Source organism: Parasphingorhabdus sp. (assembly GCF_039939955.1).
Taxonomy (GTDB): domain Bacteria; phylum Pseudomonadota; class Alphaproteobacteria; order Sphingomonadales; family Sphingomonadaceae; genus Parasphingorhabdus.
In genome coordinates, this window is sequence record NZ_JBDVHS010000006.1 from 83227 (window position 1) to 96293 (window position 13067).

The window sequence follows — 13067 nt, forward strand, 5'->3', positions numbered from 1 at the left end:
TTTTTCTACCGAATATGTATCAAAACGCAAATGACCTAGTCTCCCGCCTTCCATTCTCCGAGGGGCAAACCTTCAAGCGACCACTCTCCTATGCTCCATCGCACCAGCCGCAATGTTGGATGGCCCACAGCAGCCGTCATCCGGCGGACTTGGCGGTTCCGGCCTTCCCTAATCGTGAGCTTAAGCCAGCAATCTGGTACACTCTTGCGCACCCGAATAGGCGGATCGCGCGGCCACAGGTCGGGTTCGGAAATTCGTTCGACTTGGGCGGGCTTTGTCATGCCGTCTTTCAATTCCACGCCCCGCTGCAGCGTCAATAGGCTCTCGTCCTCAACATCGCCTTCAACTTGCACCAGATAGGTTTTCGGCGTCTTGTATTTGGGGTCAGCGATCCTCGCCTGCAATTTTCCATCTTCGGTCAGCAGCATCAGTCCTTCACTGTCCCGGTCCAACCGGCCAGCCGGGTAGACCCCAGGCAGATCGATAAAGTCAGAAAGCGTTGCTCGCATGGTTTCACTGCCGCGATCAGTGAATTGCGGCAACACGCCAAAGGGTTTGTTGAAAAGGATCAATTTGCTCATTCCTCTCTTTGCCAGCGGCGGTCAGAATGAGCAATGCAACAAGCGTGCTGCGAACAAAACTACATATCCGTCAGATAATCAGTGTCAGTATAGCTACCGGTTCCAAAGGAATATGTGTAACGCATGCTGATGCAATTTGATAATTTCAATACCGACATGTTCCTGCGGGATTATTGGCAAAAACGCCCGCTGTTGATCAAAAATCCGTGGCGATCCTGGCGCAATCCGTTGTCGCCGGACGAGTTGGGCGGACTAGCTTGCGAAGACCATGTGGAATCACGCTTGATCACCCAATCAAGCGACGATTGGAACGCCGAACATGGCCCCCTTCCCGAGGCGCGTTTTGGCGAGCTTGGAAAAACACCATGGACGTTGCTGGTTCAGGCGGTTGATCATCATGTTCCCGATGTCGCTGCGCTAATCGAGCCCTTTCGCTTCATTCCCAATTGGCGGATCGATGATGTGATGGTCAGCTACGCAAGCGATGGCGGCGGCGTGGGCCCGCATTTTGACCATTATGACGTATTCCTAGTCCAAGGTCTTGGTAAGCGTAGATGGCAAATCGGTAAAATGTGCGACGATCAAACTGCCCTGCGTTCGCACGAAGATTTGTTACTGCTCGCAGATTTTGAAGTGGTAGATGAATGGATATTGGAACCGGGGGACATGCTCTACATTCCGCCTGGCATTGCGCATAATGGCGTCGCCATTGGCGAGGACTGCATGACCTATAGCATCGGTTTTCGTTCGCCGTCCCGCAAAGAACTAATCGGAAACTGGTGTGACGTTATGCTGCCTGAGTTGACCGATGACGATCGATATTCCGATCCCGATTTAACGGCCCAACAGAATCCCGGAGAAATATCCGCCGCCGCCGTCGAACGGCTACACGCGATGTTGACCGAGAAGTTCGCCGATCGCGCCGCTTTCGCACGATGGTTTGGGACATATAGCAGTACGCCGCGCTATCCAGAAACGGACTGGCGGCCAGAAAAGTTCATCGAAATCGAACAAATGCAAGATCTGCTGTCTGCCAAGCATCCGCTGCTCCGCAACCCGGCCAGCCGCTTTTCTTTCATTCGCGAGGGCAATGATAAGCTGCTGCTATTTGTGGATGGGGAATGTTTCCCTTGTGTGGATGAAGCAATCAAACTCGCTGAAATGCTGTGCGCAGAAGATCAGTGTATCGTCGATCCCGAACGGTCGAGGTCGGATGATGTCGTGGCACTGGTGACCGAACTATATAATCGGGGCAGCCTCGCCTTCGATTGGGGTTAGGCACAGAGTGCTGACACATAAAAAAGGGGCGAGAATGCCAAGCATCCCCGCCCTTTTTTGTTCGGTATGTCCGGCTTATGCCTGCTGTAGGTTTACAGCGGCTTTCTTGCCATTATTTCCGGTTTCAACATCATATGTAAGACGTTGTTCTTTTTCGAGCGTCTGCATTCCAGCAGCCTGAACTGCTGTAATGTGTACGAAGCTATCATCACCACCATCTTCAGGGGCAATGAAACCATAGCCCTTGTCGGTGTTGAAAAATTTTACGGTGCCTGTTGGCATAGTCTTATTCCTATTCATAACTTAATTATGCCCGATCATGCAAAATGCAGAACCGAACGGGAGTGGCCAACTTCGAGAAATGGGAAAAAGAGGATGCGACCGTAAGGGTTGCGAAATCTAGATTTCTTCGTAACGCGAGTTATTAGCTATCGCTCCTATAACAACCTAATCATGAATAAGCAAATAGATGCATTTCAAAGGTTTCATGGCCAGAAGAAATTGTGTAGCAATAGCGATGATGAACAAGTCCATTTTGATCCACTCGGCAACGTTTTTTCTATGCATCCCATTGATTGCATGCGATTCATCTCCTGCTTCTGCACCAGAACCATCCCCACAGGATTTGTTTTTTGAACGGCTGAGCCTGCTCTGCGGCAAGGCTTATGCAGGAATATTGGTTTCCGAGCAGAAAGCCGATGCAGACATGGCCGGCAAGCCTATGATCATGCACGCGGCATCCTGTGATCTAAACGAAATCCAAATTCCTTTCCATATCGCCGAGGGCCCGAGCGAGTGGAACCGGTCGCGCACCTGGATTATCACCCGTACGGATCAGGGGCTTCGGTTAAAGCACCGTCATCGGCATCAAGATGGCAGTTTGGACAAGGTCACCAACTATGGCGGTGATACGTATAGCGACGGCACAGCCGAACGACAGGAGTTTCCGGTCGATGCAGAATCCATCGCTTCGTTCAAGGCCAATAACCTCGATCAATCAGTGACCAATATCTGGGCAATCGAAGTAAGCGAACCCGGCCAAGGCGATGCCAAATTTGCATATGAGTTACGCCGTCCACAATCGGCCGGCGGCCGTCATTTCCGTGTCGAGTTTGATCTGTCAAAATCTATCGCTACCCCGCCCGCTCCTTGGGGAGATTAAACCAATATGCTGGCACAGCTAGCCGTCGGAACAACTATGATCCTGTTGACCGTACTAATCCACGGGGTCGGGATTTTTGGCTTAGGCCGATGGCTGCGGATCGAGGCGCGTGAGGAAGCAGAAGAAAATATCCATCCGATGTCCCTACGCGGAATTGCCGTAACCCTGGGCCTCGTGCTGGGCCTCTTCGTGCTCCACGGAATCGAAATTTGGTCCTATGCTGTGGTGTACCGGCTCGTCGATGCGATCCCGACTTTCGATCAAGCCATTTATTTCTCAACCATCACCTATTCGACCACCGGTTATAATAGTGAGGGCCTATCACTCGACTGGCAGATGGTCGCCGCGATAGAGGGATTAAACGGTTTCATCCTGCTGGGTTGGTCTACGGCATTTTTCGTCACCGTTATCGCTCGAATGAGGAACAGCAGATGACCACAACCGAAAGTTCAACGCGTCGCTTTTTCCGTTGGTTGCTGGCAATATTCTACCTGCTGGCCGGTATCGCCCATATCCGCTCGCCCGGCGGCTTCCTTGCCATAACCCCCGATTGGGTGCCGTTTCCAGAACAGGTCATTCTGCTCACGGGCGTTGCAGAGATCGTCGGGGCAATCGGACTACTGGTTCCAACCAAAACCATTCCCTACGCCCGCTATGCCGCAGGTATTGGCCTCGCGCTCTATGCGCTCTGTGTCTATCCCGCGAATATCAACCATGCGATCAACAATATCGCGGTCGGCGGAGAGACCGCGAGTTGGCTCTATCATGGGCCTCGCCTTGCCTTCCAACCGATATTCATCTGGTGGGCGCTGATCGCTGGAGGCGTCACCAACTGGCCGTTTCAGACCAAAAAACGGTGAACCTGCCCAAAAGAGCCCATTCATGCTATGATGCTGTTCGCAAATTTAGGAACGGCTAGGGAGGATGAAATGGAAAAGCATGGCGATCAGATCGAAGTAAGCGAGCGCGAAGCAAGCAACAAACCGCGCGGGCCTCATGGCGTTAGAATTGTATTAGCAACCTCGTTGCTGCTTGCGATAGCGGTAATGTCGCTAGTCTGGATCATTCCAGCGCTAAGCTGAATAGCGGCAAGATATTCAAAACTAGGATCAACAGCGGTCTTTCTGGAGAATACCGTGCCACCATAGAATCGCATTAATCAGAGCTTATTGATCAGCGACGGCCACGGCCGGTGCCGGTATTGGGAGAACCGCGTGAACTACCGCCGGAACTCGAACTATTGCCAGCAGAGCCAGCAGAGCCAGCATCGCCGCTCGAGCTGCTACTTCCAGACGAGGTTGAACTGCTACCGCTGCTACCAGAGCTGCTACCAACCGAAGAGCTTGAACCGCCTCCAGTCGGACCGCCAGTTGAGCCACTACCTGAAGATGATGATGGGCCATTGCCCTCCGCACCGCCTACATTTCCTGCAATGTCCGCGCACTCGCCAGCCAAACAGGCTTCAACATTTGTCATAGTGTTGTCGACTGCTTCACCAGTGCCTGTAAGAGCAACTACCAGACCGACGCCAATAAGCGCGGCCAGCAAACCATATTCAATGGCCGAGGCGCCAGAGCTATCCTTCATGATTTTTTTGATGACCATAGCCCGTTCCTCTATCCATCTTCCCGCTCGGCAGAGTGGATAAATAAACAGAAAATGGCTAAAATTCGTTTAATGATGCCGTATCACCGATCTTAGGCAGTTTCTTGAAATATGAAGTCGACCATCAATGGCGCCATATGCACAGGGACAGGATAAGCACTGTTCCATCACTAGGGTTTCCCGTCATGATTAATGTAAATATATTTACAAATATACATCGGAAAAACGAATTTCCCTGACATTCCGACTCGAAAATTGACAAAAATCTATAGCGCAATTCCCTAAACCCGGCCAAACATTGTCCCAGAAGCTGCAAATAAATTGACAGCATAACGGATAACCACCTCCCCCAGTTTAAGGAAGAAGCCTATGTCCTATCAAGATTTCAAGAATTCTGCAGATAACCTTATCAGCAGCCAGAACGGCGCATGGAGCGGTATTGATTCTGAATCAGTCGCCCGGATGCAGTTGCAGAACCGGTTTAAGACTGGCCTCGACGTTGCTAAATATACCGCAGCAATCATGCGCGAAGACATGGCTGCCTATGATGCAGACAGCTCACAATATACCCAATCACTGGGTTGCTGGCACGGATTTATCGCGCAGCAGAAGATGATTTCGATCAAGAAGCATTTCGGCAATACCAAACGCCGCTATCTCTATCTGTCCGGTTGGATGGTCGCCGCACTGCGCAGCGAATTTGGCCCTCTGCCCGACCAGTCGATGCATGAGAAAACTTCGGTACCTGCGTTGATCGAAGAGCTATATACATTCCTCCGTCAGGCTGACTCCCGTGAACTCAACCTGTTGTTCCGCGACATTGATGCGGCACGCGAAGCGGGTGATGCAGCGGCAGAAAAAGCCGCCATGGACAAGGTCGAAAATTTCCAGACCCATGTTGTTCCGATCATCGCCGATATTGACGCTGGTTTTGGTAATGCGGAAGCCACTTACTTGCTCGCCAAGAAAATGATCGAAGCGGGCGCCTGTGCTTTGCAAATCGAGAACCAAGTGTCGGACGAGAAACAATGCGGTCACCAAGACGGCAAGGTTACCGTGCCACATGAAGACTTTATCGCAAAGATCCGGGCCTGCCGCTATGCCTTTCTTGAGCTGGGCGTAACCGATGGCATCATCGTCACCCGTACCGACTCACTCGGCGCTGGCCTGACCAAGCAGATTGCGGTTTCCAACGAACCTGGTGATCTGGGTGACCAATATAACAGCTTCCTCGATTGCGAAGAAATTGATCCGGCCACCGCGCAAAATGGCGATGTCATCCTCAATCGTGATGGCAAGTTGATGCGTCCTAAGCGGCTTCCTTCGAACCTGTTCCAGTTCAAACCGGGTACCGGCGAAGATCGTTGCGTTCTCGACAGCATCACCTCGCTGCAAAATGGTGCTGACCTACTCTGGATCGAAACCGAAAAGCCTCATGTTGAACAGATTGCTGGCATGATGGACCGGGTACGTGAAGTCGTTCCAAACGCGAAATTGGTTTACAACAACTCACCTTCGTTCAACTGGACCCTGAACTTCCGCCAGCAGGTCTATGATGCGATGGCTGCAGAAGGCCTTGATGTTACGGGATATAATCGGGACGATCTGATGGATGCCAAATATGATGATACCGAGCTGGGTGAAGCGGCTGACAAACGCATCCGTACATTCCAGGCCGATGGTTCGAAGCGCGCCGGCATTTTCCATCACTTGATCACTCTGCCAACCTATCACACCGCCGCATTGTCGACCGACAACCTCGCCAAGGAATATTTCGGTGACGCTGGCATGCTGGGCTACGTTCTTGGCGTGCAGCGCAAAGAAATTCGCGAAGGCATTGCCTGTGTGAAACATCAAAACATGTCGGGCAGCGACATTGGTGATGATCACAAGGAATATTTCGCTGGTGACGCCGCTCTAAAAGCTGGCGGCGCGCATAACACGATGAACCAATTTGGGTAATTCAGAATAGGTCGGGTGCTCCCACCCCTTTCGGGGCACCCGATCAAACCAGTTTTCCTGGGGAGGAAAAAACTATCCGTCGGCAGCAATGTCGGCGGATTTTTTCTGTGTAAACAAATGTCCTCAACGCTATCGGGGTTGATCACATTGGGTTAAGACTATTGGCTCTAATATTGAATCAATCGTAAAAGGGGACAGCATGACATTACGGAAATCCGGTTCTGTATTGGCATTGGCAGCTTTGTTAGCATCCTGTGGCAGCGGTAGCGGCAGCAACAACAATGTCAGCCTGCCCGGTGGTGGTGGAGCAAGCCCGACACCCTCACCGACCAGCACGGCCTGTTCGCTACGCAACCGACAGCTATGGGCCTTTGATCAGATCAACGAATGGTATCTGTTTCCGGAAACACTTCCGGCTAGCCTTGATCCCGCGCCTTATAGCTCCGTACAAGATTATATTGACGCGCTTACCGCCACGGCGCGGGGCCAAGGCCGCGACCGGTTCTTCACCTATATTACCTCCATTGCAGAGGAGAACGCCTTCCTCAACTCCGGCGCGACAGCAGGCTTCGGGATACGATTGAACTATGACAGTAGCGCATCGCGGGTATTCATTCTTGATGCCTTCGAAGGCGCTCCCGCTCTTGCTGCCGGACTTGACCGCGGCGGCGAGCTATTGGCGATCGGGACCAGCACAGCCAATTTGCAAACCGTCACGTCACTCTTTGCCCAAGGCGGCGCGGGAGCGGTTAGTGATGCACTTGGGCCATCAACCGAAGGCACCAGCCGCGTTCTGCGCTTTCGTGACGCTGCGGGCGTAGAGACCACCACGACGATCAGCAAGGCCAACTATGCGATCCAGCCAGTCTCGCCGCGCTATGGCGTGCAGATCATCGACAATGGTGGCACCCAGGTTGGCTATGTCAACCTGCGCACTTTTATCGATAGTGCCGAGCAGCAATTGCGTGATGCGTTCTTGCAGTTCCGCAACGCTGGCGTGACCGAACTGGTCATCGACCTGCGCTATAATGGCGGCGGACTGGTGCGGACCGCTGAATTGTTCAACGACCTGTTAGGCCGAGAGCGCTTTACCAATCAAGTGCAGTCGATCACCCGTTTCCGCGCTAGCAAGTCTTCACAAAACGAAACCCGCAATTTCCAACCGCGAACGGAGTCCGTCGCACCAACACGGATTGCCTTCATCACCACGGGTAGCTCGGCTTCGGCCAGCGAATTGGTGATCAACGCGATGATCCCCTATCATGACGCCAATATGGCGTTGGTTGGCAGTGACACATTTGGCAAGCCGGTTGGCCAGATCGGGCTGGACCGCGCCGCCTGTGATGACCGGATCCGGATCCTCGCCTTTGCCACCGAAAATGCCGATGGCAATGCCAATTATTTTGACGGTCTAGCCAGCTCGCTCACCAACAGCTGCCAGGCAGCCGATGATATCAGCCGGCCGCTGGGCGACCCTGCCGAAGCATCGACGGCCAGCGCGCTCGGTTTTCTCTCTGGCGCTGCCTGCACGCCGATCAGCGGCGTGCTCGATGGCGCAATCGCCAGCACCAGCCGGGCTCCGACCGGACGCAGCCAAGCGCTTTCCGAGCCGCGCGAGCTGCTGATGCCAGCACAGCCAACCCCGGCCCAGCGCGAGGTTCCGGGATCATTCTGACGCGGCAATGGAGCTGACCGATCACCAATTGATGGAGGCCAGCCTTGAAGCGCTCGCCCCGCGTTATGACGGCATGGCGGCCGAACTGTTCGACCGCTATATCGCCGGTCACCCGCACTATGCCGCCGCCTTCCTCAATCCCGCAGCCGCGCAGGAGCGGATGACGCGAGAGACGCTGGAGGTGATGCTCGGTCTCGCAGCAGACGAAAATTGGGTTGATCACACCGTCACCAATTTCATCGACCTGCATCACAATTATGCCGACTTCACCCCCCAAGATTATGCCATCTGGTTCGCGCTGGTGATCGAGACCATGGCCCGCCGTACCGGTGCCGATTGGCCCGAAGGTGCCAGCGCCGCATGGCAGCGACAGGCCGATGGACTGGTCGCCAAAGTCGCCGCGGTCGAGCGCAATGATGAGGTTCCGACGCGGTCATAAGTTTCACCCCGCCCCATAGAATAAGGGATGAAAGGCCACCACGGCCTTCGGTTCCTGCACCCGCAACGGGAGTATCTGATAATAAGCGGCTGGCTCGCCTTCGGGGCAAAGGTCGGAAAATATCCGAAAGCCGAAGCGGCTGTAATAGGCCGGATTGCCGGTCAGCACACAGCCTGCCGCATCCCGTTCCCGCAGCATCGCGATGCCCGTTTCGATCAGCTGGCTGCCGATATGCTGCGCCTGCAAGTCCGGTTCCACCGCCACCGGCCCCAGCGTGTACCAGCCCGGCGACCCGTCGGCGGCGAAGGCCTCGGTAAAGGTCACCTGCCCGACCACCGCGCCGTCTTGCTCCGCCACCAATGAGATTGCCAGCGCTCCGGCATCGCGAAAGCGGTCGATCAGATCCTGCTCATTGCCGTCGGCAAAGTCCATCGGCGCAAAGGCGCGTTTGGTGATATGATAGATCGCAGCCTGATCAGCGGGCTTTTCCGGGCGAATGACAAGGCTCATCGCGCCGCAATCCCGGCGATCAGCAGGATCAGCGCCACAGTGCAGCTCACCGTCCGGACATGGTTCCACGGCAACCAGCGCTGCATATAGCGACGCCACATGGCCTCGGCATCCGGTCCCGCCGCATCGGTCGCTTCGAGCGCATTGTTCAGCGGCACATTGCCGACCATCGTCACCACCAACATGCCCAGCACATAAAGCGCCCCGCCGCCAACCATCTGCCAGGCGCCAGCATTGCCCCATTGCATCACGCCAAAGACCGCGAGCAATAGACAAGCCAGACTGCTCAGAAAGAACAGCGGCAGAAACAACGACCGCAAGATGATCCGGTTGATCGACTGCATCGCCAGCATGCCGACCGGCCGCCCCGCCGCGTCGAGCGATTGCAGGACAAAGGCCGAGAAGGTGAAATAGACCCCCGCCATGATGCCCACCGATATCGTGGCGAACCAGAGCGTTGCGGTGATCACTTGTTCCATCCTTTAGGCGTCCCGTTCCTTCATCTGCCGCATCCGCAACAGCAGATAGAGCGCAAAGCCGACGGCGACACCGGGAATGATTCCCAGCAACGCGCAAATCCAGCCATGGCGAATATCCAAAGCCTTTGCTTCATAAGCGATCCAGGCGGCCAATATGACCCAGCAGGCCAATACATCGGAAGAATAGCCGCTGGCATAAGGATTGACGAACCCGGCGGCAAAAGCGCCGATAACATCCGGCTCGGCGATCAGGGGCGGGATCACCAGCATGATGAATATCCCGAGAAACACCGCAGCAGCGGCGATGATCGTGGCTTTAAACAATGGTTCGCTCATAATATCATCTCTCTCCTATTGCCCGCCTGTTCCCGGCGGACTGGCCGGCAAGCTAGGCCGGAAGCGCGGCCTTGGCAAATCGCGCACCGCGCCGAACTTTACACAATCACGCGCTTTTATTTTCTGTCACCTTCCGGCCCCTCGCCCCCATCCTCCTCCGGCGGCAGCATCCGGTCAAGCCGCCCGAGTAGCGTCAAAAGCGCGCTATTGTCGGCTTTTCGGACCGTCCCGACATAGCGGCCGCCGCGCAGGACGGGCCGGTAGCTGCCCTGCTTTAGCCGCTGGAACAGCGTTTCTAGTGTGACCTTTCGCCGCTGACCTGCTGGCACACCCATTATCATATCCCAGGCCGCAACAAATTCCTCAGCGCCGGGCTTGCGGCGGAGCCGATAAGCGCTCTCCCTGCTCATCCCGACCAGCGCCGCCGCCTTTTTGACGCAGCGGGTCTGCGCCAGCAGCCCAATAAATTCCGCCTGCCGGACCGGCGACCAGCCGTCGGCGCGCGGGCGCAGCGGCACGGGCGTAAAAGCAGGGACGCGAGAAATGGTGCGTTCTTGCACAGAACGGCTGCGGGGGTCGGGACGGAAGTCTAACATGATCGGGATTAAGGCATATCGGGAGCGGTGTAGGAAAGGGAATTGAACTCAAATTTGGATATACCAAATTCGCTAGCCTTGGAAAAATCATGTATCTGATCATCATCGACAACAAACGAAAGAGTCAGCCTGGCGATAACGTGCAAGCAATCTCACGAACGGCTGGCCAAACCCGTATCAGAATTTGAACCAAGAAGAACAAGAATGCACAAAGCCATATAGCTATTGAGACTATCGATAAGATAATCATGTGATACGACACTGATGGTTTTTTTACTATCTGCTGGTCAACCCAACGTCGGAAAAACGACTGCTTCTTGCTACCCTTAAGTGATTGACGAACCTGTTCCTTGATATCTTTCATAGGACGTTCAAAGGAAGTTACCCCGAGCTTTTCTGCTAGTTCATTGACTTCAACTTCCCAGCTTTCTTGCCAAAAACGCGACCCTAGATTTGTTCTAAACCATAAAAACGAGGTGATCGTTCCAAACACCGTAATAATTAACGCCAGCAGATTATCGTCAACTGCAATCGCTCCAATTCCTAATGCAGTGATCAACACTAGAAAATAGTTTGAACGCTGCCAGAACAGCTGAATCTCAAAAGCTCGGTTTTCCAATGCAATATCGAGCTCTTTTAGACGATCAGATTTGGTTTTCTTGCTAGCCAAAGGATTTAGCTCGAGGAAGTTTAATTTTACCTGTATATATGTTTCTCAAAATCATTTCTGACCAAAGATCAAACGATGACAGGTCGTTCAAACGATGACTTAAATCCAACCAACTCAGTTGGTTTATTGAAAGCTCGCCTTTTTTCGGAATCTCATCATTTTTGTGGTGAAATGCAACCAAGACCGCAATGTGGTGTCGAGCATCAAAATTGTCGTCAACATTCACGTATCCAAGGATTTCCGTGCGTTCTTCCGTATCAGTAACGTCTGCATAAACATCGTCTAGAAAAAGCTCTTCGCGCAGCTCTCGGACCGCGTTATTTCGAAATGCATCCGATCCCATATTAAATAGGTCAAAATCTTGGTCATTTATATGGCCACCAAACCCTACGCTAAGCTGCCCCTTTAACTCGTCGCTGGTTGTTGTGAATTTTCCTCTCTTATAGATCAGCAACTTTGACCCGTAATACACCAAGGTAAAAGTAACAAATTGCTTTAATGTATCGTCTGTCTCTGCGGATGCACGATCCACAAATTTGCACTCTCGTTCGTAAAGGTTTTTAAATTCATCGTCGCTGAAAGGGGTATACTCGCCGTAGATAAGAGAATTTAGTTGGTCTTTAGGAGCCACTAGAACATTCTCTTTACGGATAGACTTCGTTCGTAAATGTCCAGCGTAGGCTTGCTTATATTCTTCGGGAGTTCCAACTAAGGAAGCCACTTCGTGCAAAAAATACTTGGCTGGCCCTGTCCTATAAAACGCTGAACGACTACTTTTCTGACGAATGTTTTCAGAGAGCCTCGCTGCCAAAGTCTTATCCATTCTCAGTCCGGATAAATGAGATGGCAGGAAACCTTCCTCACGAGCGAAATCAAGAATCTCAGAAGGGCTTAGCGGCGTTTTCTTTTGCAAGATGGCTTGATAGGCCACGTTCAAATAAGCGTTGTCGCCGAAAGAGGATGGAGCACTCTCAGCCATTGGCCTTTTGATTTCTAAATATTAACCCATACACTCGCTTGGACCCTATCGATCGTTCGGTAAATACTTTCAACGAAAACCCCATCTGCATAACGCAGTCTATGATTCGTTCCAAACGGTCAGCGATGAAGGGATACTCTTCTCCTGTAAACCGGTCAACTTTGTCCAAAGTGATCGGGTTATCCAAAAACTCAGAAACAATGTTCGATGAGCCTAGTTCAATCGCTTCTGCCAGAATATCCTGCCATACGTCCGGTACAATCAAAATTAAACTGCCATCCGAAGTACAAAGAGAGCAGATCTTTTTTATCACAGATGGCGATGTTCCCAATTCCAACAATGAAAAACTAACTAACACTGCTTCAAAATGAGCATTATCTAGTATCGCTTCAAGGACGTCACCACATATAATTTTTTGCTGCATATCGTTCGGTTTAAGTTTTTCCGCATGATCCAATCTACGCTGATTACTGTCAACGAGTGTCCAAAAAGCTTCATGGGAAAGCCCTCGATCGATTTCACGAGATAAATGACCGGTTGCAGCACCGACGTCAACAATAGACGAAACCAACTCCTTATTGAGGTAATCTCTAACAAAAGGTATTATAAAACTGGTACGAATTGGATCAATATTTGAACCATTTTCCCATTGCAGCACTTCGTCCAAATTTAAATAACCCCACTATTTATATCTAGAGTATCTGTTTTTGTTACTACACGTTTCTTACTATTTCAATTTTTTTGATTTGCGCCAATTGTAAGAGAAAAATTTGTCATTGGAAATTTTCGCTAGCA

18 protein-coding genes are annotated in these 13067 nt (G+C 52.4%); 8 read left to right on the forward strand and 10 right to left on the reverse strand.

The window, feature by feature from the left end; genetic code table 11:
* Window positions 1-35: 35 nt before the first annotated feature.
* The gene (locus tag ABJG22_RS11575; RefSeq protein ID WP_348020429.1) at window positions 36-581 is read right to left on the reverse strand and encodes a pseudouridine synthase; all 546 of its coding nucleotides are present in this window, start codon (window positions 579-581) and stop codon (window positions 36-38) included.
* Window positions 582-710: 129 nt separating this feature from the next.
* Here ABJG22_RS11575 and ABJG22_RS11580 point away from each other — a divergent pair, with 129 nt between their 5' ends.
* A complete protein-coding gene (locus ABJG22_RS11580; protein WP_348020907.1) occupies window positions 711-1859 on the forward strand; it encodes a cupin domain-containing protein in 1149 nt (382 codons plus the stop codon).
* Between the two features lie 75 nt (window positions 1860-1934).
* On the opposite strand, the gene ABJG22_RS11585 is transcribed toward ABJG22_RS11580, so the two are convergent.
* Entirely contained in the window at window positions 1935-2141 is a 207-nt protein-coding gene (locus tag ABJG22_RS11585) for a cold-shock protein (protein WP_089132154.1), read from the reverse strand.
* A gap of 343 nt (window positions 2142-2484) precedes the next feature.
* Here ABJG22_RS11585 and ABJG22_RS11590 point away from each other — a divergent pair, with 343 nt between their 5' ends.
* The 4 genes from ABJG22_RS11590 (at window position 2485) to ABJG22_RS11605 (ending at window position 4103) form a co-directional block, all read left to right on the forward strand.
* Window positions 2485-3021 carry a hypothetical protein gene (locus ABJG22_RS11590; RefSeq protein WP_348020430.1) on the forward strand — a complete coding sequence of 179 codons (537 nt, stop codon included), beginning with the start codon at window positions 2485-2487 and terminating at the stop codon, window positions 3019-3021.
* Window positions 3022-3027: 6 nt separating this feature from the next.
* A complete protein-coding gene (locus tag ABJG22_RS11595) occupies window positions 3028-3456 on the forward strand; it encodes an ion channel (protein ID WP_348020431.1) in 429 nt (142 codons plus the stop codon).
* Entirely contained in the window at window positions 3453-3881 is a 429-nt protein-coding gene (locus ABJG22_RS11600; protein WP_348020432.1) for a DoxX family protein, read from the forward strand. Before ABJG22_RS11595 ends, ABJG22_RS11600 begins: the two co-directional genes overlap by 4 nt.
* Before the next feature lie 69 nt (window positions 3882-3950).
* Window positions 3951-4103, forward strand: a complete 153-nt coding sequence (locus tag ABJG22_RS11605) for a hypothetical protein (protein WP_348020433.1) — start codon at window positions 3951-3953, stop codon at window positions 4101-4103.
* Between the two features lie 91 nt (window positions 4104-4194).
* On the opposite strand, the gene ABJG22_RS11610 is transcribed toward ABJG22_RS11605, so the two are convergent.
* Entirely contained in the window at window positions 4195-4626 is a 432-nt protein-coding gene (locus ABJG22_RS11610) for a Flp family type IVb pilin (RefSeq protein WP_348020434.1), read from the reverse strand.
* Between the two features lie 369 nt (window positions 4627-4995).
* On the opposite strand from ABJG22_RS11610, the gene ABJG22_RS11615 reads away from it, so the two are divergent.
* The 3 genes from ABJG22_RS11615 to ABJG22_RS11625 all read left to right on the forward strand — a co-directional run bounded on the left by ABJG22_RS11615 (window position 4996) and on the right by ABJG22_RS11625 (window position 8702).
* Complete coding sequence (locus tag ABJG22_RS11615; RefSeq protein ID WP_348020435.1) at window positions 4996-6588, forward strand: isocitrate lyase; 1593 nt, start codon at window positions 4996-4998, stop codon at window positions 6586-6588.
* 199 nt (window positions 6589-6787) lie between these two features.
* Window positions 6788-8263 carry a S41 family peptidase gene (locus ABJG22_RS11620; RefSeq protein ID WP_348020436.1) on the forward strand — a complete coding sequence of 492 codons (1476 nt, stop codon included), beginning with the start codon at window positions 6788-6790 and terminating at the stop codon, window positions 8261-8263.
* Window positions 8264-8270: 7 nt separating this feature from the next.
* Complete coding sequence (locus tag ABJG22_RS11625; protein WP_348020437.1) at window positions 8271-8702, forward strand: hypothetical protein; 432 nt, start codon at window positions 8271-8273, stop codon at window positions 8700-8702.
* 3 nt (window positions 8703-8705) lie between these two features.
* Here ABJG22_RS11625 and ABJG22_RS11630 read toward each other — a convergent pair whose 3' ends face one another.
* From ABJG22_RS11630 to ABJG22_RS11660, 7 genes are all read right to left on the reverse strand, one after another.
* Window positions 8706-9212, reverse strand: a complete 507-nt coding sequence (locus ABJG22_RS11630; RefSeq protein WP_348020438.1) for an N-acetyltransferase — start codon at window positions 9210-9212, stop codon at window positions 8706-8708.
* Window positions 9209-9682, reverse strand: a complete 474-nt coding sequence (locus tag ABJG22_RS11635) for an anthrone oxygenase family protein (protein WP_348020439.1) — start codon at window positions 9680-9682, stop codon at window positions 9209-9211. The genes ABJG22_RS11630 and ABJG22_RS11635 overlap by 4 nt, the downstream gene beginning before the upstream one ends.
* A 12-nt stretch (window positions 9683-9694) precedes the next feature.
* The gene (locus tag ABJG22_RS11640; protein ID WP_348020440.1) at window positions 9695-10027 is read right to left on the reverse strand and encodes a DUF2834 domain-containing protein; all 333 of its coding nucleotides are present in this window, start codon (window positions 10025-10027) and stop codon (window positions 9695-9697) included.
* Window positions 10028-10143: 116 nt separating this feature from the next.
* Window positions 10144-10623 (reverse strand): hypothetical protein, encoded by a 480-nt coding sequence (locus ABJG22_RS11645; protein ID WP_348020441.1) that lies wholly within the window; start codon window positions 10621-10623, stop codon window positions 10144-10146.
* A 124-nt stretch (window positions 10624-10747) separates the two neighbouring features.
* The gene (locus ABJG22_RS11650; RefSeq protein ID WP_348020442.1) at window positions 10748-11293 is read right to left on the reverse strand and encodes a hypothetical protein; all 546 of its coding nucleotides are present in this window, start codon (window positions 11291-11293) and stop codon (window positions 10748-10750) included.
* Window positions 11286-12272, reverse strand: coding sequence for a hypothetical protein (locus tag ABJG22_RS11655; RefSeq protein WP_348020443.1), 987 nt, complete (start codon window positions 12270-12272; stop codon window positions 11286-11288). The genes ABJG22_RS11650 and ABJG22_RS11655 overlap by 8 nt, the downstream gene beginning before the upstream one ends.
* Window positions 12265-12930: a class I SAM-dependent methyltransferase gene (locus ABJG22_RS11660; RefSeq protein ID WP_348020908.1), complete on the reverse strand. Its 666-nt coding sequence runs from the start codon at window positions 12928-12930 to the stop codon at window positions 12265-12267. The genes ABJG22_RS11655 and ABJG22_RS11660 overlap by 8 nt, the downstream gene beginning before the upstream one ends.
* Between the last annotated feature and the right edge of the window lie 137 nt (window positions 12931-13067).

What these genes read in the sequence shown, in the direction of transcription:
- ABJG22_RS11575 (WP_348020429.1), bottom strand. Translation starts at nt 581, where the DNA reads ATGAGCAAATTGATCCTTTTCAACAAACCCTTTGGCGTGTTGCCGCAA.
- ABJG22_RS11580 (WP_348020907.1), top strand. Translation starts at nt 711, where the DNA reads ATGCAATTTGATAATTTCAATACCGACATGTTCCTGCGGGATTATTGG.
- ABJG22_RS11585 (WP_089132154.1), bottom strand. Translation starts at nt 2,141, where the DNA reads ATGCCAACAGGCACCGTAAAATTTTTCAACACCGACAAGGGCTATGGT.
- ABJG22_RS11595 (WP_348020431.1), top strand. Translation starts at nt 3,028, where the DNA reads ATGCTGGCACAGCTAGCCGTCGGAACAACTATGATCCTGTTGACCGTA.
- ABJG22_RS11600 (WP_348020432.1), top strand. Translation starts at nt 3,453, where the DNA reads ATGACCACAACCGAAAGTTCAACGCGTCGCTTTTTCCGTTGGTTGCTG.
- ABJG22_RS11605 (WP_348020433.1), top strand. Translation starts at nt 3,951, where the DNA reads ATGGAAAAGCATGGCGATCAGATCGAAGTAAGCGAGCGCGAAGCAAGC.
- ABJG22_RS11610 (WP_348020434.1), bottom strand. Translation starts at nt 4,626, where the DNA reads ATGGTCATCAAAAAAATCATGAAGGATAGCTCTGGCGCCTCGGCCATT.
- ABJG22_RS11615 (WP_348020435.1), top strand. Translation starts at nt 4,996, where the DNA reads ATGTCCTATCAAGATTTCAAGAATTCTGCAGATAACCTTATCAGCAGC.
- ABJG22_RS11620 (WP_348020436.1), top strand. Translation starts at nt 6,788, where the DNA reads ATGACATTACGGAAATCCGGTTCTGTATTGGCATTGGCAGCTTTGTTA.
- ABJG22_RS11625 (WP_348020437.1), top strand. Translation starts at nt 8,271, where the DNA reads ATGGAGCTGACCGATCACCAATTGATGGAGGCCAGCCTTGAAGCGCTC.
- ABJG22_RS11630 (WP_348020438.1), bottom strand. Translation starts at nt 9,212, where the DNA reads ATGAGCCTTGTCATTCGCCCGGAAAAGCCCGCTGATCAGGCTGCGATC.
- ABJG22_RS11640 (WP_348020440.1), bottom strand. Translation starts at nt 10,027, where the DNA reads ATGAGCGAACCATTGTTTAAAGCCACGATCATCGCCGCTGCTGCGGTG.
- ABJG22_RS11645 (WP_348020441.1), bottom strand. Translation starts at nt 10,623, where the DNA reads ATGTTAGACTTCCGTCCCGACCCCCGCAGCCGTTCTGTGCAAGAACGC.
- ABJG22_RS11655 (WP_348020443.1), bottom strand. Translation starts at nt 12,272, where the DNA reads ATGGCTGAGAGTGCTCCATCCTCTTTCGGCGACAACGCTTATTTGAAC.